General features: G+C 38.7%; 19 protein-coding genes and 1 other RNA gene. 15 read left to right on the top strand and 5 right to left on the bottom strand.

The window, feature by feature from the left end:
• Positions 1–41 precede the first annotated feature (41 nt).
• From G9Q97_RS14280 to G9Q97_RS14255, 6 genes are all read left to right on the top strand, one after another.
• Positions 42–1,223 carry an acetyl-CoA C-acyltransferase gene (locus G9Q97_RS14280; protein WP_166147935.1) on the top strand — a complete coding sequence of 394 codons (1,182 nt, stop codon included), beginning with the start codon at positions 42–44 and terminating at the stop codon, positions 1,221–1,223.
• A gap of 129 nt (positions 1,224–1,352) precedes the next feature.
• Positions 1,353–2,147, top strand: coding sequence for a toxin-antitoxin system YwqK family antitoxin (locus tag G9Q97_RS14275; RefSeq protein WP_166147933.1), 795 nt, complete (start codon positions 1,353–1,355; stop codon positions 2,145–2,147).
• 613 nt (positions 2,148–2,760) lie between these two features.
• Entirely contained in the window at positions 2,761–3,696 is a 936-nt protein-coding gene (locus G9Q97_RS14270) for a phosphoribosylaminoimidazolesuccinocarboxamide synthase (protein WP_166147932.1), read from the top strand.
• A gap of 237 nt (positions 3,697–3,933) precedes the next feature.
• The gene (locus G9Q97_RS14265; RefSeq protein WP_166147930.1) at positions 3,934–4,314 is read left to right on the top strand and encodes an STAS domain-containing protein; all 381 of its coding nucleotides are present in this window, start codon (positions 3,934–3,936) and stop codon (positions 4,312–4,314) included.
• A 12-nt stretch (positions 4,315–4,326) separates the two neighbouring features.
• The gene (locus G9Q97_RS14260; RefSeq protein WP_166147928.1) at positions 4,327–5,241 is read left to right on the top strand and encodes a ribonuclease Z; all 915 of its coding nucleotides are present in this window, start codon (positions 4,327–4,329) and stop codon (positions 5,239–5,241) included.
• Complete coding sequence (locus tag G9Q97_RS14255) at positions 5,238–6,044, top strand: queuosine precursor transporter (protein WP_166147927.1); 807 nt, start codon at positions 5,238–5,240, stop codon at positions 6,042–6,044. Before G9Q97_RS14260 ends, G9Q97_RS14255 begins: the two co-directional genes overlap by 4 nt.
• Here G9Q97_RS14255 and G9Q97_RS14250 read toward each other — a convergent pair.
• From G9Q97_RS14250 to G9Q97_RS14240, 3 genes are read right to left on the bottom strand one after another with little or no spacing between them, the layout of a single operon-like run.
• Entirely contained in the window at positions 6,037–7,017 is a 981-nt protein-coding gene (locus G9Q97_RS14250) for a bile acid:sodium symporter family protein (RefSeq protein ID WP_166148097.1), read from the bottom strand. The genes G9Q97_RS14255 and G9Q97_RS14250 overlap by 8 nt on opposite strands.
• Before the next feature lie 2 nt (positions 7,018–7,019).
• Positions 7,020–7,922 (bottom strand): serine hydrolase, encoded by a 903-nt coding sequence (locus G9Q97_RS14245; protein ID WP_166147925.1) that lies wholly within the window; start codon positions 7,920–7,922, stop codon positions 7,020–7,022.
• 43 nt (positions 7,923–7,965) lie between these two features.
• On the bottom strand, positions 7,966–9,384 hold the full coding sequence (locus G9Q97_RS14240; protein ID WP_166147923.1) for an SLC13 family permease: 1,419 nt from the start codon (positions 9,382–9,384) through the stop codon (positions 7,966–7,968).
• Between the two features lie 204 nt (positions 9,385–9,588).
• On the opposite strand from G9Q97_RS14240, the gene G9Q97_RS14235 reads away from it, so the two are divergent.
• Positions 9,589–10,608, top strand: coding sequence for a hypothetical protein (locus tag G9Q97_RS14235; protein ID WP_166147921.1), 1,020 nt, complete (start codon positions 9,589–9,591; stop codon positions 10,606–10,608).
• A 477-nt stretch (positions 10,609–11,085) separates the two neighbouring features.
• Positions 11,086–11,490, top strand: a transfer-messenger RNA (tmRNA) gene (gene ssrA, locus G9Q97_RS14230).
• Positions 11,491–11,709: 219 nt separating this feature from the next.
• On the opposite strand, the gene G9Q97_RS14225 is transcribed toward ssrA, so the two are convergent.
• Complete coding sequence (locus tag G9Q97_RS14225) at positions 11,710–12,363, bottom strand: hypothetical protein (protein WP_166147919.1); 654 nt, start codon at positions 12,361–12,363, stop codon at positions 11,710–11,712.
• Between the two features lie 91 nt (positions 12,364–12,454).
• Positions 12,455–13,024, bottom strand: coding sequence for a hypothetical protein (locus G9Q97_RS14220; protein ID WP_166147918.1), 570 nt, complete (start codon positions 13,022–13,024; stop codon positions 12,455–12,457).
• 1,044 nt (positions 13,025–14,068) lie between these two features.
• On the opposite strand from G9Q97_RS14220, the gene G9Q97_RS14215 reads away from it, so the two are divergent.
• From G9Q97_RS14215 to G9Q97_RS14185, 7 genes are all read left to right on the top strand, one after another.
• Positions 14,069–15,835 (top strand): hypothetical protein, encoded by a 1,767-nt coding sequence (locus tag G9Q97_RS14215; protein WP_166147916.1) that lies wholly within the window; start codon positions 14,069–14,071, stop codon positions 15,833–15,835.
• A gap of 129 nt (positions 15,836–15,964) precedes the next feature.
• Positions 15,965–16,432 (top strand): hypothetical protein, encoded by a 468-nt coding sequence (locus G9Q97_RS14210; protein ID WP_166147914.1) that lies wholly within the window; start codon positions 15,965–15,967, stop codon positions 16,430–16,432.
• Positions 16,433–16,894: 462 nt separating this feature from the next.
• Complete coding sequence (locus G9Q97_RS14205; protein ID WP_166147912.1) at positions 16,895–17,386, top strand: sigma-70 family RNA polymerase sigma factor; 492 nt, start codon at positions 16,895–16,897, stop codon at positions 17,384–17,386.
• Between the two features lie 252 nt (positions 17,387–17,638).
• Entirely contained in the window at positions 17,639–18,127 is a 489-nt protein-coding gene (locus G9Q97_RS14200; RefSeq protein ID WP_166147910.1) for a phage terminase small subunit P27 family, read from the top strand.
• Between the two features lie 7 nt (positions 18,128–18,134).
• A complete protein-coding gene (locus tag G9Q97_RS14195) occupies positions 18,135–19,742 on the top strand; it encodes a terminase large subunit (RefSeq protein ID WP_166147909.1) in 1,608 nt (535 codons plus the stop codon).
• A gap of 8 nt (positions 19,743–19,750) precedes the next feature.
• Positions 19,751–20,446, top strand: a complete 696-nt coding sequence (locus G9Q97_RS14190; protein ID WP_166147907.1) for a DNA adenine methylase — start codon at positions 19,751–19,753, stop codon at positions 20,444–20,446.
• A gap of 17 nt (positions 20,447–20,463) precedes the next feature.
• The gene (locus tag G9Q97_RS14185; RefSeq protein ID WP_166147905.1) at positions 20,464–20,925 is read left to right on the top strand and encodes a phage holin family protein; all 462 of its coding nucleotides are present in this window, start codon (positions 20,464–20,466) and stop codon (positions 20,923–20,925) included.
• The last annotated feature ends 54 nt before the right edge of the window (positions 20,926–20,979 follow it).

Genomic DNA, 20,979 nt, shown 5'->3' with positions numbered 1-20,979 from the left:
GCCACTCAAACTTTATTTTCCCTCCCTAAACCAATATTGACATGCAAGAGGTATTTATCCTGTCGGCAGCGAGAACGCCCCTGGGTGGTTTTGGTGGAAACCTATCCTCCTTGTCTGCCACCGCATTGGGAAGTTTAGCTCTAAAAGGGGCAATAAACAAACTTGGTTTGAGCAACAATATTCCTTTTGATGAAGTATTGATGGGCAATGTTTTGTCAGCAAATTTGGGACAGGCACCTGCCAGGCAGGCGGCTATACATGCCGGGCTGAATGTCAGCACTCCCTGCACCACGATCAATAAAGTTTGTGCCTCGGGAATGAAAGCGGTCATGCTCGGTGCCCAGGCAATCATGTGTGGACAGGCAGATTTGCTTGTTGCCGGAGGCATGGAAAGCATGAGCAATGCGCCTTATTACCTTCCAAAGGCAAGATTTGGGTACAAGTATGGACATGGAAGCCTTGTAGATGGGCTGAGCAGGGATGGTCTTGAAGAGGCCTACCATGATTTCCCCATGGGCAATTGTGCGGAAAACACTGCCAGAGAAATGAAAATCAGCAGGGAGGCACAAGACGATTATGCCATCAACTCCTACAAAAGAGCAGCAGAGGCCTGGAAAAAGGGCAGCTTTTCTGCTGAAGTGGTCCCGGTTAACGTTAAGGACCACAAAGGAAACGAACAGCTTATCAAAGAAGATGAGGATTTCCGCAAAGTCCTATTGGATAAAATCCCCAAACTAAAACCTGCTTTTGAAGCAGATGGAACCGTGACTGCGGCAAATTCCTCCACCATCAGCGATGGTGCTGCCGCACTGGTGATTGGAACCCGGGAAATGGCTAAAAAACTAGACCTGAAACCCATTGCCAAAATCCGGGGATTCGCCGATGCTGCCCGCAACCCCATGTGGTTTACCACTGCTCCGGCGCTGGCCATTCCGAAAGCACTGAAACAAGCGGGACTGGCTTTAACAGACATGGATTATTTTGAGATCAATGAAGCCTTTGCTGCCGTGGCGATAGCCAACCAGCAATTACTCAAAATCCCTGAGGAAAAACTGAATGTTTATGGTGGGGCCATTGCACTGGGACATCCTTTGGGTTGTTCCGGCGCCAGGATCCTTACCACCTTACTTTCCGTACTCCATCAGGAAAAAGGAAGACTCGGAGTGGCCGGCATCTGCAATGGAGGCGGAGGGGCGTCTGCCATCGTTATAGAAATGATCTGAAATTGTTCTTTTTTCACATTACCAACCCTTTCAAATTATGAAATCGAGCATGACATACACGACCCACGGAGGGACGATTTTAAAGCATGCTCGATTCCATGTGACCTTTGAAAAGCAAATTATTAACACATGAAATCGATCCTGGTGCTACCGGTATTTTGTTTTTTATTCAATGGCCTTTCAGTCAATGCCCAACAGCAAACCACCTATTACGATGATGAGCAAACACAGGTAAAGGAGCGTTTTCAAACCAAAGACAGTATACCCCACGGCGCTTACAGGTTTTACGACCCTTTTGGAAATCTGACCCAAATCGGACAGTTCAGGGAGGGTAAAAAATCAGGTAAATTTTATGAATTACATCCAGAGAGCAGGGACACCCTGAAAGTAACTCCTTATGAGGAAGATCTGGTGAATGGAGAAGTGACATCATTTTTTCCCAATGGAGCAGTTGCGCAAAAAGCAATTTTTCTAAATGGTGAAATTCAAGGTACCCTTGAAACCTACTATCCATCCGGTGCCCTTAAAAGCCGCACCCGTTTTGAAAATGGAAAACCCCATGGACTCAACGAGATATATTTCGAAAATGGTGAAATACAGGAAAGGCAACAGTTTGATCAGGGCATGATGGAGGGAGTACAGAAAAAATACGCCGAAAACGGCCAATTGCTGACTGAACAACCCTATAAAGATGGAAGTTTGGATGGACGATATATCAGCTATTTTCCGGATGGCAGCAAGTCTTCTGAGGTAGAATACAAAAATGGTGTCCGGCACGGGACCTATATCAGCTACCATGAAAACGGAAAAATAAAGGAGAAGGGCAATTATCGGATGGGCTTGCGGCATGGCCAATTTTCTACCTACGATGAGGCAGGAAATTTGCTGGACGAAAAAAAATTCAAAAGAGGAAACCCAGACTGATTTCTGTTCCGGGATTGTATTGACCTGATTTCAGCTGAATTGAGTTAAAAAACCGTCATCGGTAGACCTAACATTTTATAAAACGCAGAAATCGGGATGACGGTGTGGTTTTTTGCATTATATGAAAAAATAAACATCCCATTGTTTAATGGATAATTATGAGTTAAAGGTTATTTTTAGTATTTTACCATGTTTTTATTGTACTTTTGGTCCCGATTTTTTATCGGGAACAAAAAAATCCTTCCCCACGCAATCCTCCCGCACCCCCCCGGTTTTTTGTCGGGCCAGCGCTCTTTTCGTATTAAAATTTACCTCTTCTTTATTTAACAGGTTTTTTAGGGTTTCTTCTTTATAAAAAACAACTGATTCAATTACCTCACAGGTAGGCTACGAGAGGGTTTTGAGCGGTGAAAGCCGTGAGAATCTCTAGCCAGACGAGACTGCCACACCATTTCACAGCTCCTAAACCCACTAAAATGGGTTCGCAGTGATGATTTAATTGGTTTTTATTGACGATCTTAATTCGAACTCAGGTTAATAGAATAAGGGATTTTGAAAATTTTACAGTTGGTGGGGATTATTTCTTATTTTTGCATCTTAAATCAAAAATCCCATGAGCAAAGGCATAAAAAACACACAATATCAATTTCCAGGTCAGGTTGATTTTTACCGGGGAAAGGTAAGAGATGTCTATATTTTCGAGCGAACCATTGCAGTGGTGGCCACGGACAGGATTTCTGCTTTTGATGTGGTCCTGCCAAAACCCATTCCTTATAAAGGGCAGGTTTTAAATCAAATCGCCTACCATTTTCTTTCTTCCACTGCTTCCATCGTCCCCAATTGGGTTACCGTTTGCCCTGATCCCAACGTCACCATAGGAAAAAAATGTGTGCCTTTCAAAGTGGAAATGGTAATCAGGGGTTATTTGGCCGGACATGCCTGGCGGGAATACCGGGAAGGAAAAAGAAGCCTTTGTGGCATATCCCTTCCGGAAGGCCTGAAGGAAAATGACCCCCTTCCGGAACCCATCATCACCCCTACCACCAAAGCGGATCAAGGCCATGATGAAGATATTTCCAGGGAAGCTATTTTGGCTCAGGGAATAGTGGATGAATCTGATTATGCGCAATTGGAAAAATATACCCGGGCTTTGTTTGAACGGGGATCCGAAATGGCCAGGGACAAAGGTTTGATTTTGGTAGATACCAAGTATGAATTTGGCAAATATGGAGATGAAATCCTGTTGATTGATGAAATCCATACACCGGACTCTTCGCGCTATTTCTATAAGGAGGGATATGCCCAAAGACAGGAACAGGGATTACCCCAAAAACAACTCTCCAAAGAATTTGTCCGTCAATGGCTGATTGAAAATGGGTTTCAGGGAAAGGAAGGCCAATCTATCCCCGAAATGAGCCCCGAAATCATCGAAAACATTTCCAATAGGTACATTGAGCTTTATGAACACATTACCGGCAAAACTTTTGTTCCTGCAAATGGTTCCGATATTGCATCCAGGATACAAAAGGCCATTCTGGAAAATATTTAAATGAACCGATCATTTTGGCACCAAAATATTTTAAGCTAATTTTAAAACAAATTTGAATGATCAGGAAGCTACTGTTTTCTAAATGTATTTAAAGACTGGTGAATTCATTTTGAAATGAAACCGACCTGATTAGAATCATCATTAAACACACAGGGCAATGGTTATTTTAATCATCAAAGTTTCCTCCGATTTGGTATCGGGACAGGCATGCAACCATAAAGAAACAATTATAATCATATGAAATACGCTGTAGATAAAAAAGAACAATTTGTACTTTTCACCCTGATGGAAGAAAAACTGGACTCCACCCTATCCCCTCAGTTAAAATCGGAATTGCTAACGGTTCATGCGGAAGGATATAAAAACCTGATTTTGGATATGGCAAGTGTGAAGTATGCCGATTCAAGCGGGCTCAGTGCGCTTTTGGTGGGCAACAGGGCTTTTGGAGAAGAAGGAGGGGTTTTTATATTGTCTTCACTTCAGGAGCATGTATTGAAATTGATGAAAATATCCATGCTGGATAAGGTGTTTAAGTTGGTAGATGACAATGAAGCTGCTGCTGAAGCGGTATTTATCCATGAGATCGAGCAGGGTGCAGAAAAAGATGAGGAAGAGTAAACGTTAAGCTACTTGGATTTCAATATCACCATTCTGGGTTCCAACTCTGCAGCTCCTGCCCATGGCCGAAACCAAACTTCCCAGGTGGTTATCTGGGGAGCGCATACATTTTTGTTGGATTGCGGAGAATCCACCCAGCACCAGTTGAGGAAATTCAAAGTCAAGTATTTCAAAATCAACCACATATTTATATCCCACCTGCACGGAGACCATTATCTGGGGCTGATGGGACTGATCGCTACCTACCACCTGAACAACCGGAAAGAGCCCCTCCACATCTTCGGACCTTCCGGACTGGATGAAATCATCACGGTACAGTTAAAATATTCAGGTACCATTTTGAAATTTCCGCTGATTTTCCACCCCACCACCCATTCACAAAAAACCAAATTACTGGAATTGGGGGATTTGGAGGTATGGAGTTTCCCATTAAAACACCGCATACCTTGCACAGGTTTTAGTTTCGAAGAAAAAACAGGCAGGGTAAAACTCAACAAGGCATTGGTGGTCAAAAACAAACCTGGCATAGAAGCCATACGCACCCTCCTTAAGGGGCAGGATGTGCGGGACATGACCGGTAAGGTTTTGTATCCCGCAAAGGACTATTGCGAAATCAAGGCTCCCCGCAAATATGCTTTTTGCTCGGATACCGTTTATGATCCTCAACTACCCCAATACATCAGGGAGATGGATATCCTCTACCATGAGTCCACCTTTATGGAAGCAGAAAAAGACCGGGCAAAATTGACCAGGCACAGTACCACAAAAGAAGCAGCATCCATCGCACTGGCGGCAAAGGCTAAAAACCTGCTGCTGGGACATTATTCTGTAAGGTACGCAGACCTGACCCCACTACTGGAGGAAGCAAGGGAAACATTTCCGAACAGTTTTTTAAGCGAAGAGGGCACCACTTACAGCATCAGATGAGCACGGAGAATTACGATAAGGTTTACCAATCGAAAAAAACCAATTTGTTCATCATATTGGGAGGGATATTTCTTACCAACGCCATCCTTGCAGAGATCATAGGCGTAAAAATTTTCTCCGGTGAGGAAACACTGGGCTTAAGTGCCGCAAACTGGACATTTTTCGGGGATTATGTACTGGATTTTAATTTAACAGCCGGTGCGGTTATTTGGCCGGTGGTATTCCTTACCACAGATATTATCAATGAGTATTATGGCAAAAAAGGGGTAAGAAAAATCAGTTTTATCACCGCAGGACTGATCGCCTATGCTTTTATTGTCATTTCCCTGGTCACCCAATTGCCGCCTGCCCCCTTTTGGCTGGAAGTGAATGCAAGCGACCCCTCGGGAACTCCCTTCAATATCAATTATGCCTTCAATACCATTTTCAGACAAGGGCTGGGTATCATCATTGGCTCTTTGGTAGCCTTCCTGCTGGGACAGCTCCTGGATGTATTTGTATTCCAGAAACTCAGGAAAATAACCGGCTCGAAAATGATCTGGTTGCGGGCCACAGGTTCTACCCTGGTATCCCAGTTTATCGACTCCTTTGTGGTGTTGGGCATTGCTTTCTATGTGTTCGGGAATTGGTCCATAGAACAGATCATTGCCGTGGGGATCATTAACTATATATACAAATTTTCAGTAGCCATACTGCTTACCCCTTTGCTTTACCTGGGGCATGGACTTATAGACCGGTATCTGGGTAAGGAGACTGCAAAAAAAATGACCGAAGAAGCCTCCGGGGACAGCTCCTTTATTTAGCCCTTGCTGCCAATTTTTCCGCCAACGCGGAGCCAAGGATCAGCTGAAGGGTATGGTAAAGCATTAAGGGCAACAACACCACTCCAAAAATAATTGGGTCCGGAAAAAGAATTTTACCCATTACCGCACCTTGTACCAGGGATTTTTTCGATCCGCAAAACAATACCGTGATGCCATCCTCCCTGTTGAAGCCAAGCCACCTGCCCAGACCATACATCACCGCCAGCATCAACAAAAACAACAACAACATCAAAAATCCCAGGCCCAGAATATTTTGTCCCGCAAACATGTTCCCACCAAAGGATTGAGAAAATGCGGAGAACACAATCAGCAAAATGACCGTTTGATCGAAGCCTTTCAGTACCTTGCTGTACCGCTGCACCCAACTACCCAACCAGCGGTGCAGCATAAACCCTATCAGCACCGGGATGAATATTTGCTGTACCAGCTTCCATACCGTGCTCAGTAACTCAAAGTCCCCCTGGCTGCTGCTCAAAAGCAAACCCATCCATAGGGGCGTAATCAGGATTCCAATGATACTGGAAATACTGGCGTTGAAAATGGCCGCCGGAAGGTTGCCTCCTGCAATGGACACCATGACCACGGAGGAAGAAACCGTGGAAGGAAGGGCAGCCAGGTAGAATGTCCCTACCCAGAAAAGGTTCTGCTGATTACCAAATGCCGCATACAAAACCAAAATGATCAGTGGAAATACCAGAAAGGTAGTGCTTTGAATGACCAGGTGCAGCTTCCAGTTGGAAAGCCCGGTTTTGAGGGTGGCAGGACTGATCTTAACCCCATAAAAAAAGAAAATCAGGGATACTCCATAATAAGTCAGCACATCCAGGTTCAGGCCACTGGCACTTGTCTCCCCCCATTCCGGAAAAAGATAGGCCAGGAGAATAGTCAGCAGCAGTAAAAAGAAAAAAGAATTGATACCGGCTTTGGCCAGGCGTTTTTTTATGGATACCATCATCAGGAATAATTCCCATTCACAAAATCATAAATCATTTTACTGATTTCCGCAATGGCCTCTTTCCCTGCCTCCACATCGGTCAGGTTTTTGGTCAAAATGACCAGGACATATTGCTTGCCATCAGGTAGGGTTAAAATGGCTGCATCGTGTTGCACGCCGGTAATGGAACCCGTCTTATGGGCTATCTTCACCTCTTTCGGTAGTAACTTTGGGATCAGGTCTTTATAATACTGATCATACAGGATATCCATCATCTGACGGCTCTCCTCCTGTCCTACGGCTTCCCCGGAAGCAATGGCTTCCATAATCAGCATCATATCCAGGGCCGTGGTGGTATTGCTGAGCCCGGCATCAAAAGCTTTCAGGTCTTCTACCCCCCGTAGCACTTCGATATCTGCTGCACCCAAATCCCTCATGGTTTGGGTGACATTTTCCGCTCCTACCTCTTCGATCAGGATATTGGTGGCCAGGTTACTGCTTTTGATGATCATTTGGTACATCAGTTCATATACCGTGGCCTTTTCCCCGATACGCTCGTAAAGTCCCTCCTGGCTATCTACCCCCAGGTCCATGCTATATGGGCTGCCATCTACAATACTCCTGAATTCATTGACGATCAAAATCGAATCATCCAGGGAGAACTTACCGGAACCCGCCTGCTTGAAAATTTCTATCATTACCGGTGTTTTCATGGTACTGGCAGCATGAAACACCTCTTTTTCATTGATCAGCAAATGACTTCCCGAATCGTCCAGCAATTTAAAGGCAATGCCGAAATCGCCTTCAGTGTCCTCAATCAAGGCCTGAATGGCTACTTTCAAATCTTCTGTGGAAGCATTCTTTTGCTGCTCTCCACAACCGAAAAAAAACAATACGGGTAAAATCAAAATCAATTTTTTCATCGAAGGATTATTTAGTGGTTGTTCTTTACATCATGGCCCAAACCTAAAACATCAGCCATACCCAGGCCATTACTGCTAGAAAAGCAATGGCAGGGCCCAGAAAGATAAAAAATAAACCGCCGGTACGGAAATCTTTTTGTTCTACCAGTCCGGTGGCATAAGCGATGGCGTTCGCAGGCGTAGACACGGGAAGCAACAAGGAACAGGAACAACTAATGGCTACCATCACCGGTCCGGCAAGGCCATACACACCCGGCAAGGCCAGGCTCAGCGGAACCAAAATGGAGGCAGCAGCGGTGTTGCTCATGACATTGGAGAGCAGTACAGCTACCAGGCAGAAGAAAATGGCGATAAAAAGCATGGGCATGGGTAAATTATTGATTTTGGCCATGACAATTTCAGCAAGCCCTACTTCTACCAATGCTATACCCAGGGCCAGGCCTCCCGCCACCAGCATCAGGGTATCCCAGGGAAGACTCCTGACCTGTTCGGAATGAATCACCTGGGTCATGGTGAGCAGTACTATGGGAATGGCCGAGGTAGCGGCCACGGGAATCCCATGCAGCGGTTCGGTCAGCCACATCAGCACCGTGAGGGAAAGGGTAAATATGACCGCATACTTCTTAAATGGATCCACTTCTCCTGCCCCTTTGGGCAAAAGAGACAGGTCCAGCACCACCCCTGAAAAATCATGTTTTTTACATAGGAATTTCCAAAAAAGCCAGACCAGCAACAATCCACTGGGAAAACCAACGATCATCCAGTCTACAAAAGTGATGCTGATCCCCTTTTCCTGCAAGGCCCCAACCGCAATGGCATTGGGAGTACTTCCGATAATGGTACCAATCCCTCCCACCGAAGCAGCAGCGGGTATAGCGGTCAGCAAAGCTTTGGCATAAGCGGATTTTTTACCGATCAGCTGTATCAGGGGAATGATGGAAGACACCATCATGGCGGTGGTAGCTGTATTGGACATGATCATGCTGGCGAGGGCCGTGGTCATCATCAGGCCCAAAAGCAAATATTCCGGCTTCTGACCAAAACTGCGAACAGTAAACCGGAAAAGCTGCCGGTCCAGCTCCACCATGCTCATGCCCTTGGCCAGGAAAAAGCCACCCAGCAGCAGCCAGACCACATTGCTGGTCCAGGTGCTTATATACAGGTCCGGGGACATGGTCTTTTCAAAAAAGAAATCTGTGCTGAACCCCACCAATAAGGCTGCGATGATAAATATGCCCACGGCAAAAGGAGGCATGGCCTCAGAAATCCACAGTCCTATGGCCAGAATGCTGATAAAGAAAACAAAGTTAACGGGAGGATCGTAACCGATTTTCCGAAAAAAATAGCTGACCAGTAGGGCGATCAGGAAATTGCCAAGAAAGGTAGAGGTGCTGAAAATCCAATTCAGCCTGAGCTTTCTGTAGAGAATCTGGGCAGCCGTCCTGGAATCTGAATAAAACATTGACTATTTAGTTTTAGCGGTTCAAAATGATCCGGGTTCTGAAAAGTGCTTTTAAAAAAACCGGCAGGTTTATCTCAGGCCTACTTATGGGCAATTTACAGAAAATTTAAGAAAACTTTTCCCGGGACTGATCCAAAGCCGGCAGCCACCTCGTAAATCCTGCCAAATAAGAAAATATCATAAACGACTAAATTTTAATTGACCATGAAAAAGTACTTGAATTTAAAAACGACATTAAACCTGGGACTAATGGTCGCAGGATTAGGGATCTTTGCTTCCTGTAACGATGATCCGGAACCGGAAATGCCATTTACTCCCGGAATGGAAACTTTTGATTATGGATTTAACGAAGGTCAACTGCTAGACAATCCAGCCACGGCCTACAACGGAGATGGCGAGGGAGACCACCCCAGGAATCTATCGGCACAACTTGAAATTACCGAAATGGAAAACGGCAATGCCGAAGTGACCGTCCGCCTGGAAAATGGTCTGGACGGTATGCAGTACCCGGTCCATGCGCACGATGCTGCAGATCCTTCTACCACCCCAAATGGAACTCCTTATAACGAAACACCAAACGGAGATATCTTTGCAGAAATGATCACAATTAGCGATGGAATGGGTAGCAAAACCATGCAAACGGACATGGATTACAACATGCTGTTGGATACCTACGAGGGCTTTTTGGTCGTACATGATCCTACTCAGGACATTAGTACAGTAGATTTGACCACCTATCTGGTATTGGGAACATTTGCGCAGGATCTACCGGAAGCTGAAGCCAACCTCCGGACAGAAACGTTCATGTATGACTTTAATGAAGGGCAGCTGTTGGATAATACAGACCTGGCTTACGAAGGAGATCATGGCCGTAACCTGATGGCGGAGATAATGGTGGAAGAAAATATCGACGGAACTGCCAAAATCACCATCAGCCTGATGAACACCATGGAAGGCATGACCTATATGGTGCATGCACATGATGCCGCCGATCCATCCACTACCCCTAATGGTACCCCTTATAATGAAACGCCCAATGGAGATATATTTGCCGGCGGCATAGAAGGCAATGGAGGAACAGTGATGGCTGAAAATGAGCTGGAGATTTCTTACAATGAACTGACAAGGATGTATGAAGGCTTCCTGGTGGTACACGACCCCACTCAGGAGATCAGTACCACAGATCTGACCACTTATCTGGTACTGGGTGCATTCGCAAGATAATTTTTTAATAGTAAATGTTGGTCAAGAGGTCATGGGAGGTATCCCATGGCCTTTTTTTGTTTTCCCGGCCGGTTGCTGCCGAAGGTTTTTGCGGGAGGTAAAGGGTTAGTAAGCGTTTTTCCGGGTGGGATATTGATTCAATAAATTACCTGACATTAATGGAATTCCAAAAGAGATTTCCCGATAAATCCTCCTGTTATATGTAATTGGAAGCCAGGAATTTTTGATCAATTGCCTACTGCTTTAGCTGTAGGCAATATGAGGTGTATGAGAATCCCCGGCTTTAGCCAAAATTGGAGAAATATAAGGGAAAATGTTTTTTATAATTGAAAAAGGTTCAAAATACCCTAACACAAATTCACTTCCGCCTTGCAGGTTTTGGCGTTAAAAAATACGGGTAGAGCGGAAGGAAAGAACCAGAAAAAATTTAAAGGTTTGGAACCAAATTTGTGTTAGCTTTGTCTTTACCAATCATATGGGGCTGACCGGTTTTGACAGTAGGTGTAAGGACTGGGCTCGCATGCAGGCTGGAGTATGTACGGCCTTGAAAGATTCATACGAACCATACTTGGCGAATCTAATTACGCCATGGCTGCCTAATCTTACCCTTCGGGGAATAGATACTGCTTAAAGGGTTGAGCTTCGATAGATGCTCCCCGGCCACATCCCACTACCCGTTGCACTGTCCGGGTAGAGTTGGGGTGTCGACTTGACGGTGCTGCTCCCTGTGAGGCTACTAAGCAGGGCTAAGACAAGTGGCTAAGCCGGAAGTAGGTGTGTCACCCAGCAGCTTTCGGCCGACAATCAAATCGGTGACTAAGCATGTAGACGGTACGGTGTTTCCCTATCTGGACGCGGGTTCGAATCCCGCCAGCTCCACTTTTACGTTTTTAACTCCCTGTAATTTAAATAGTTACAGGGATTTTTTTTTAATCCAGTCACCATTCAGTCACAAAACTTTTCGTTTTTTTTTTATTCCCTCCCCTACTTTTAAAAGAAAAACTGAATTTTTACGCTGATTCCAAACCCAATAATTCAATAAAAAAGACCTACCCAAATTGGGAGGCCTTTTAACTTTTCCAAATCGTATAGGTATAAGGATTATTTCACTAACCGGAATTTATAGACCAATTCCATATAATTGGTTCCCTTATCAGGACGGATAGACCAAAAATTTGGAACCTGATTTGAACTCCAAGGCTTCGGGTTTACCCACATCAACTTTCCATTTTCAACACTGGATTCAATTTTAGGCAAATCAACAGACTCCAAAGATGAAACAGGCATATTTTCAATTGGCGTCCAAAATGGAACTTTCACATAAATAAAAGCCTCAGATTTAAGACCCTCATTATTTTTCCATCCATTATCCATCAATTCGTTTAATGTTGAATTGTTGACTTCATAGGTTTTATCTACCCAAATTTCAATGAAATGCTTTGGCAGATCAAATACTTTGTCACCCCAAACTTCCTTTCCTCCCGGAATTGTCGGTGTAGATGCTTGCACCGGATTCATTAGGCCTTCTTCCTTTGGGCAATCAGTACGGAAAATGATTTCAAACTTTCCTTCACCTGCCCAATTGTCAGGATGATTTTCAGCACTGTGAACAGGATATTCTATTTCAAGGCTTTCTTGCAACAGTCCTTTGATTGAATGGCAGGATGGAAGAAGATGACCACCTCCCATTTCATTTCTTGCCATAAGTGGGCCTAAGTCAACGTTGATTTTTGCAATTGTCATTTCACTTTTCATTTTTTTTAAAATTTTGGTTAATAATTAATTTTAAGGGAAAACACTGCGACAAAACCACAGTGCTTTCCATACTTTATAGGTCAATTCGCTTTTACTCTTTGATCAGGTCATACGACTTGATGAGGTTCACACAAGCCGGATAACTTAGGCCAAGCTTTGCGGAAAATTCCTTTTTGGTCATATTGGCTTTACACTCATTCCAATATTCAAACACCAATTCTTTTTCCTCTTCTGAAAGATGGAGCCTTTTACCAACACCTGACCTTTTTTTGAAGTCCTCAATCAAGGAATCAATTTTCAGTTCAATTGGTGACTTACCATCCAAAAAGGAATTAAGCAACCTTGACAGGTCAGCCAAATCAGTTCTTTCACTCAATCCAGCTTTGGCAATGGCTTCAGAAAACATTTCCTTGGAATCCTTGGGTGTTAACCCTTGTTCACCTAAAGGCACATCATTGATGTCTTTGAAAATTTGACCTTGGGCATTTACAAAGATTCGGTTGTTTTTCCTGAAATCAATTTCCTTGAATTTCTGGATTACATCTATCAGGATTGCACCTTTACTTCTAACCAATGATACTTTCTTATTACCATCGACATTTTCGGCTTGTTGCGAACTGGAAATTTTAGGGCCATTTGTTTTTTCTATTACAGAATTCATTTTTTTTCATTTTTCAAATTTTTAAATATGATCTAAGGTTTTTGGCTTCTACTGCCAGAGGACGAATTAATTAGTTACTTTATTCTAAGTCATAGTGCTCAGGGGTTTTATAATTTTTAAGAAATTTGATCTAAGGGGCTTGGCTGGAATTTACTCTTTAGATATCAGAGTTTAGTTTTGCCAATCTTTTTTTTTACTGTCAGTGCCTATTGTATGGCTGGTTCTGAAGTAATATCGGAAATTTCCAATCGAAAGTAGCTACCACCTATCTTTCGATTATTTCGCAAACATAAAAGGCCATAATATAAAATCCAAAGGTTTTATGAAAAAAAATCAACACTTCATTGAAAATTTATATAGAATCTTATTTTAATAAATATTTATGACACTTTTTTTGGATAAGAGAGCCAAATTTAATACCTTTGTGATCATCTTGTAGATCACAATAAAGTCTGTAATTTACTTTTTCAGGGAATGGAATATAGGCAATAATTCCAAATCATAGATCCAAAATTGCAGTCTCAAAACAAAACATTATAATTCATTTTTTAGCAAACTTAGTTATTAACTAGTGAAACTAAGTTAGAAACTAGAGAAACTAAGTTAGAAACTAATACACGAACTTAGTTAATATTTAAACTAGTATATATATAGTATCTTTTATAAGGCAAATGAAAAACTTATATAATTAGCAAAATAAATATTAACACACTACCTATAATTAACCTTAACATTTATATAGATAGACCATTAAATAAACAGATATCACTTTACTTAGTACCATTGGACCTAATAGGTCCTTTTATTTCAGTTAAGTGAAACATTTTTTTTCCCACGACCCTATAAGAAGAAAGAATTGAAGGAAGAAAAAAGTATCAGCTTAAAGAACCTACAACAAAAAATTGAGAACATTATAATTAGATTCATAGGCTTCAACAGCCTTATTATTTTTTACTTTCTGCTAGATTTTTCGATTGACGGTATATACTAATAAAAAATCTAGCACCCTAAATTAACTATTTTTTAAAATAAACAACTTCATTTATGAAAACACAATTAATTACAATTAAATCAGGCACTCAATTTTTAGGCGAAGCCCTAAATAATCAACTACCCAAAAACTGTATTTTTGACAAAGGAAAAGTTGGGGCAGGTGGTACCACAATAGCACTATCTAATAATGAAAATTATGTTGTTTGTGTACCATACATATCACTTATAAACAATAAAATAGAACAAAGCAAAAATAATTCCCTTTATCCATATTCTATTTTAAAAGTTACAGGAAAAACACTTATAAAAGATATAAAAACTTATATGATGAAAAACAGGGTAAAAAAGATAATGGTTACCTATGACAGTTTGCACAAGCTCAAAAGATGGGCTAAGGACTTAAACCTTTTAATAGATGAATATCATCTATTTTTTACAAAGTATGTATTCAGGAATGAAGCAGTTACAAAAGTTTTAAATCTATTCACTACTTTTAAAAGTTATACATTTATGACTGCAACGGTTTTGGAAGATGAATTCATTTTAGATGAATTGAAAGACATAAAAAAGGTTGTGGCAAAATGGGAAGATATCATAGAAATAAAAGTGAATCCGGTACAAGCTAAGAATGGTGTAATTAAAAGTACTGTAACAATGATTGAAAGATTCTTAAATGGTGAAATTAAAGGGAATGCATATATTTTTGTGAATAGCATTGATTTCATTAAAAAATTGATAAATACCTGTAAGCTGGATGAATCAAACACAAGACTTTTATACAGTGATAGCAATAAAGTTGATTTACCTATTAAAAGGGGAAAAACAACCGACAAACCAAAAAAGATACAGTTGATTACTTCCGCAGCTTTTGAAGGTGTTGACTTGTACGATAAAGAGGGAAGAATGATTGTTATTAGTGATCCGTCAAAAGCCCATACTTTAATTGATATAAGTACAAGTTTACAACAAATAGCGGGCAGGATAAGGGATACAAAATATTTTGATGAAATTTGGCACTTGTACACGAATACAAGGTATAGCAACAATTTAACCTATGATGAATTCTTGGAATCAGTGAATCAAGGAATAAAGGTATCTAAAAGGAGAATTGAAACTTTTAATAAAATAATAGACGAAGACAGAAAAGTTATTAATGTTGACAGCCATTCAGAGTATTTTGTAAAAGTTGATAATGAATTCAAATTCGATGAAAACAGGGTGAAATATGATCTATACAATTTTAAAATCCAAAAGCACATTTATAAGACTAAGATTAACCTTATAAAGGAATACCAAAAGAATTCATTAAAAGTTGAAAACCATTATCTGGATGAAAGCAAAGTAATAATTAATACTGATGATATTGGCGAAAACTTTGAAGATACGGTTTCAAAAGTTAAATCTGTTCTAAATATTACCTATGATTTATCAAGGGAATCAGTTTTAGAAGGTGCTTATCAAAAATATCCATTCTTAGAAAAAGCAATAGAAACAATTGGTTTTGAAGGAATTGAAAGCTTAAATTTCAATGTAACCAACATAAAGCGAAAATTGGTTAATTCTGATTTAGATACCTCTTTAAATGTAAAGGTCTTTCGAAGACTGAAATTAGAGCCAAATATTAGAATTGGTAATTTTATTCCAACTAACAAAATCAAAGAAACTTTTAAAAGAATATATTCTGAATTAGGAATCAAAAAAGCAGCTAAGGGTTCTAGTATAAGTGAATACTTTGAAGTAAATCCTTCTAATAGAAGAATCAATAATAAACAGTGCTTTGGCTTTATTATTATAAGACCCAAATTTGTTTTAGGGTGAAAAAAAGTTCCAAAATTTACAAATTATTTCATAATATAATTTGATATTAACTATTTAATTAGTATCTTTGTTGCATAGTAATAAAGTTACTAATTAAATATTTTTTAGGGTATATTTTTTAATTTAACAATGAATGATAGTACAACCAACGATTTTGTAAACTTTGAATTAGATGGACGACAAAAAGCAATAGATTTTTTAAACAGATTAAAATTCACCAACCTGGCAAGTACAGTAAATCCTTTTGATACATTTGATTTAATAGGTTTTTCAAATAAGAATGAACCTTGTGTAATTGAGGTTAAAACCAGAAAGGTCAATATTGACAGTTATCCAGATGTATTAATAGAAAAGCCCAAATTTGAAAGCTTAATACAATACATAGATTTAGGGTTCATTCCTCTTTACTTATGTATTTATAAGGATGGGTTTATACTGTTTAATCTAAAGAATGAAAAAGAAAAAGATTTAACTGTCTTAGCTGTTGATTGTCCATCAACCACAGTTGAAACAAAATCTATCACAAAAAAAGATTGTTATTTTTTAAAACCATCAATTAAAGGAACTTTTAAAAATGAGAGCATTAATATTACTTAATTTTCTATGTATCATAATTGCAGTGTTTTTCGCAACTGGATTAGCTTTAAAAATATGCTTAGTGGGTTTATCCGGTTTAATATTTATGATACTAACTTATGAGATTGGGCAATTGATCCAACGTACCAAAACAACAGATATACTTTTAGATAAAATGATTGACAAATTTAAAAAGAAAGATGAATAGTGATTTTACTTTAAAAGTTTTGAAGGCAATGACTAAACAGCGACTTACAAGCCTTAACCGTAAAGCTTACAAGATTTTCTTTTATAGGTTGTTTTGTTATTCCTATGAATACATTTGTAGCAAATTAAAGATAGATCAAAATAAAGCCATTGAATTGAATCAGATAATAGAGAATGAAATGATTGATTATTTTGGTTTAGAAGTTTACTTAGATGGTTACACTAGAATTAACAATTCCTTTAGATTAAAATCATTCAATCAAACTTTTAAGGATAGTGAATATTGATGTTTATAACTATGTGAATACAATAAGTAAAAGAATCAAAAACAAACCTGATATTCCTGATGTACAACAGGAAGTATTATTGATTCTTTGCAACAAAGATTTGATCAACAAACCACTAGACAATAAATTAAAAAACTACATTAAAGGAATTGTTTTTAATTACTCAACCACTCTTTATAAAAGTTTCAATTGGAATGTAAATAGTTTGGAAGGCTTAACCATTGTTGATTTAAAAAAGGAAGTTATTTCAATATGTGATAGTGATGCCTATAAAGATATGATTTTTAGGATTAGAAGGTATGTATTTGAAAACTATTATTTGGTGAACAAAAAGATTACAAGATGGAAAGTATTCTATTTGTATCTTAAAAGTTATTCTTATAAAGAGATAGCAACGAAATTGAACATTACTTACCATACAGCTATTGAATACAATTACAAATGTATCAAGGAACTGAAAGAAAAACTGATATTAAATTAAGTTGACAAAGATTTACTTATCAATGATAGATAAGGTTAATGATTTAGATTTGGAAATCCTATTGGTTAAATACTGATAGGATTTTTTTTTTGATATGATTCTAATTATTGTAAAGTGAAAACTTTTTGTAATTGAATTTGTACCCTATCCCCTATTTGAAATTTAAGGTGGTTTTAAGCTTAACCGCAATGGATACCACAATTTTTATGTATCCTATTTATAAGTTTCTAGGGATTCAAAATTTATCCAAATATGCCAAATATATTAGTACCAAAAGAACTAAAAGAAAAAAGAGGAACAATTAGAAAATGTAGACAAATTGAAAATGATATGCAACCGGAAAAAGTAACTGATTTTAAAAAACTACCTGTTCCAGATCATTTAAACAAATATGGCAAAGAATTCTTTAAAGGCTATCTTAAAAAGCTTTCTGATTCCAGCATTTTAACAGTTACAGATTTAGAAACACTTGAATTGCTTTCGGCTGAATATGGAAAATATATTGAAGCCCAATATATGATTAAAAAGAATGGTGCAGTCAATACAGCAACAAACAAAAACGGTTCAACTTATGAAATGACAAGTCCTTGGGTTACCATTGCTAACATTGCCTTTAAAAACTATAATACTTTAATGGGTAAGTTTGGTTTGAATCCAAGCGAAAGACAAAAGATTGCAAAAGTTATTCCTGAAAGTGGTTTCAAGGAAAAATCCTTAGATGACTTTTTGAATAATAATTAATTTTTTAATGACCATTGATTTTTCCAAAATTGATAGGGAAAAATATTTTTCTGATTCCTATACCTCAGATAGAGCCATTAGATTTATTGAAACATTCTGTACCCACGTAAAGGGCGACTTATCCGGTAAACCCTACATTTTACAAGATTGGGAAAAGGAAATAGTGGGTAACCTGTTTGGCTGGAAGTCCAAATTAACAGGTTTACGCAAGTTTAGGGAGGCTTTAATTTTCCTTCCACGCAAGAACAGCAAGTCCACTTTGTCCAGTGCTATTAGCCTTTATATGATCCTAGCAGACGGTGAAAAGGGTGGTGAAGGGTACTTTGCAGCCAGTACAAGGGAACAAGCCCGGATAGCATTTGAAATAATGCAGGGAATGATCAGGAATAACAAGGAACTTTCCAGTCATTTGAAGATTTTCAGGAATTCCATTGAATACAGCAAAGAGAATTCATTTTTTAAAGTGGTAAGTGCTGAAGCTGGTAGTTTGCACGGTGCCAACCTTTCATTTGCCTTGGTTGATGAATTGCATTCACATAAATCCAGTGAATTGTATGATGTACTGAAAACCTCAATGGGTGCCAGGTCACAACCTCTTTTAATATCCATTACCACAGCAGGAAGCAACAAAAACCACATTTGTTATGATTTGTACGATTATTCCAAAAAGCTAATAAATGGGATAATTGAAGATGATACATTCTTACCAGTGATTTTTGAAGCTGATGAAAAAGACGATCCAACCAAGATTGAAACAGCCATTAAAGCCAATCCTAGTTTTGGTAAAAGTATCAAAGAGGAATATTTGATTGAACAACTGAATAAGGCTAAGGCCATTCCAACCTATTTGAACACTTATAAGCAATTGCATTTAAATATTTGGGTTGACAGTGTTGAAGCTTGGATTAATACCACTGATTGGAATGCCTGCCATATTGAATATGATGAAACTGATTTAGAGGGAATGGAATGTTGGGGAGGTCTGGATTTGTCCAATAACAAAGATTTAAACGCTTTTGTGCTGGTATTTCCACAAGACAACGGCAATTTTAAAACACTCAATTACACTTTTTTACCCTATGAATCAGCCATCCAAAAAGACAATATTGCAGCAGGTAAAGCTTTTATGGGTTGGGCTAAAAAGAAATCAAATTTCCTTTACCTGACAGATTCAAGGGTAAGAGATGACGACTATATTTTTAATAAGCTGATTGAACTTTCTAAAAGGTTTAAAATCCAAAACATTGCTTATGATAGATGGGGCGCAGATCAATTGGTTACCAAACTAGAATTAGAAGGTTTAAGGTTTACGCCATTCGGACAGGGTTACAAATCAATGTCACCTGCTATTAAAAAGACTGAATCATTGGTGCTGGAAAAGAAACTTTTACAAAACAATAATCCTGTTTTAAAATGGTGCCTTTCAAATGTCAGAATTACCAAAGATGATGCAGGTAATGTGAAAATGTCAAAAGAGAAATCAAAGGAAAAAATTGATAGTGCTGTTTCTTTGGTGATGGCAGTAGGGCAATATCAGCAGGATAAAAATGATGAAATTTTAGAAGGTGAAAATCAAAAATCACCTTACCGGGAAAACGGGTTTTTCTTTATTTAACTTTTTTAATGAAATACTTAGGCAGTAAAAGACGAATTGCCAAATACATTTTACCTATCATATTAAAAGATAAAAATACAAATCAAATATACATTGAACCTTTTGCAGGTGGTTGCAATACTTTGGACAAAGTACAGGGAAAACGGGTAGCCAATGATATCAATTTTTATTTGGTTGAAATGTATAAGGCTTTACAAAATGGATGGATTCCACCAAACAAAATAGATTTAGAGGAATACAAAGATATTAGGAACAACAAAGGCAAATACCCACCTGAATTAGTGGGTTTTGTGGGCTTTGGCTGTTCTTTCGGTGGTAAATGGTTTGGTGGTTATGCCAGAGGAAACAACAGCTTAGGAGCCAAAAGAAACTATTGTGATGAGGCTAAAAGGAACTTGTTGAAGCAAATAGCCAATTTGAAAGATGTAAAATTCATCAACAAATCTTATGATGAAATTGATTATCCAAAAAACAGCCTAATCTATTGTGACCCACCATATAAGGACACAACAGAATATATGACAAAGTTTGATTCTTTAAAGTTTTATGATTGGGTTAAGGATATGACAAATCAAAACCACAAAGTTTACTTTAGTGAATATTCAGCACCAAAAGAATTTAAATGTATTTGGTCATACAATACAACTACTAACCTTAATATCAATCAACATTCAACACGAATAGAAAAGCTATTCATTTTTTGACAGTAAAATAATTAGTAATGTGGGGATTTAGTAGTTTCAGTGAACTTATAACAGCAACATTCAAAAATATAGGCAGCGAATTTGTAATAAAATACATAGTACCAATCATTTTAGCAATAGATTTGCTTTTCAAGTTTCTTTTTATAAGTGAAATAGGTGTATATTTTTTAATGGCATTATACGGAATTGATTTTTTAACAGGTATCATTAAAGCGATAATAACAAAGAATTTGGTATCGAAAAGGTTTCCTAGATTCTTGTTTACAATGTTATCAGCATTATTAATTCTTTCAATCCTTAAATATGCTGGAATGTTTGTAGTGGTATTTTATCCATTGTATTCAATTTTTTATGGTGTATTTGTTGGACAGCAGATAATTTCAATTGTTGAAAATCTAACAGCTTTAAAGCTTTTACCTTTAGAAGTTCTAAATAAGATAAAAAGTAAGATTTCAGAATATGGAAGTAACAAACAGTAAGACCTATTCTTAATACCAAATCAATATTGATAATTTTTTAATTAAAGAATAAAT

The sequence above is a fragment of the Cyclobacterium plantarum genome (assembly GCF_011290685.1).
GTDB lineage: Bacteria > Bacteroidota > Bacteroidia > Cytophagales > Cyclobacteriaceae > Cyclobacterium > Cyclobacterium plantarum.
This window is presented reverse-complemented; position numbering and strand designations above follow the sequence as displayed.

Excerpts from the sequence above, each read along its gene's own strand:
- G9Q97_RS14190 (WP_166147907.1), top strand. The coding sequence starts at position 19,751 with ATGAAATACTTAGGCAGTAAAAGACGAATTGCCAAATACATTTTACCT.
- G9Q97_RS14265 (WP_166147930.1), top strand. The coding sequence starts at position 3,934 with ATGAAATACGCTGTAGATAAAAAAGAACAATTTGTACTTTTCACCCTG.
- G9Q97_RS14280 (WP_166147935.1), top strand. The coding sequence starts at position 42 with ATGCAAGAGGTATTTATCCTGTCGGCAGCGAGAACGCCCCTGGGTGGT.
- G9Q97_RS14210 (WP_166147914.1), top strand. The coding sequence starts at position 15,965 with ATGAATGATAGTACAACCAACGATTTTGTAAACTTTGAATTAGATGGA.
- G9Q97_RS14195 (WP_166147909.1), top strand. The coding sequence starts at position 18,135 with ATGACCATTGATTTTTCCAAAATTGATAGGGAAAAATATTTTTCTGAT.
- G9Q97_RS14235 (WP_166147921.1), top strand. The coding sequence starts at position 9,589 with ATGAAAAAGTACTTGAATTTAAAAACGACATTAAACCTGGGACTAATG.
- G9Q97_RS14215 (WP_166147916.1), top strand. The coding sequence starts at position 14,069 with ATGAAAACACAATTAATTACAATTAAATCAGGCACTCAATTTTTAGGC.
- G9Q97_RS14270 (WP_166147932.1), top strand. The coding sequence starts at position 2,761 with ATGAGCAAAGGCATAAAAAACACACAATATCAATTTCCAGGTCAGGTT.
- G9Q97_RS14200 (WP_166147910.1), top strand. The coding sequence starts at position 17,639 with ATGCCAAATATATTAGTACCAAAAGAACTAAAAGAAAAAAGAGGAACA.
- G9Q97_RS14255 (WP_166147927.1), top strand. The coding sequence starts at position 5,238 with ATGAGCACGGAGAATTACGATAAGGTTTACCAATCGAAAAAAACCAAT.
- G9Q97_RS14220 (WP_166147918.1), bottom strand. The coding sequence starts at position 13,024 with ATGAATTCTGTAATAGAAAAAACAAATGGCCCTAAAATTTCCAGTTCG.
- G9Q97_RS14245 (WP_166147925.1), bottom strand. The coding sequence starts at position 7,922 with ATGAAAAAATTGATTTTGATTTTACCCGTATTGTTTTTTTTCGGTTGT.
- G9Q97_RS14250 (WP_166148097.1), bottom strand. The coding sequence starts at position 7,017 with ATGGTATCCATAAAAAAACGCCTGGCCAAAGCCGGTATCAATTCTTTT.
- G9Q97_RS14225 (WP_166147919.1), bottom strand. The coding sequence starts at position 12,363 with ATGAAAAGTGAAATGACAATTGCAAAAATCAACGTTGACTTAGGCCCA.
- G9Q97_RS14275 (WP_166147933.1), top strand. The coding sequence starts at position 1,353 with ATGAAATCGATCCTGGTGCTACCGGTATTTTGTTTTTTATTCAATGGC.
- G9Q97_RS14240 (WP_166147923.1), bottom strand. The coding sequence starts at position 9,384 with ATGTTTTATTCAGATTCCAGGACGGCTGCCCAGATTCTCTACAGAAAG.
- G9Q97_RS14185 (WP_166147905.1), top strand. The coding sequence starts at position 20,464 with ATGTGGGGATTTAGTAGTTTCAGTGAACTTATAACAGCAACATTCAAA.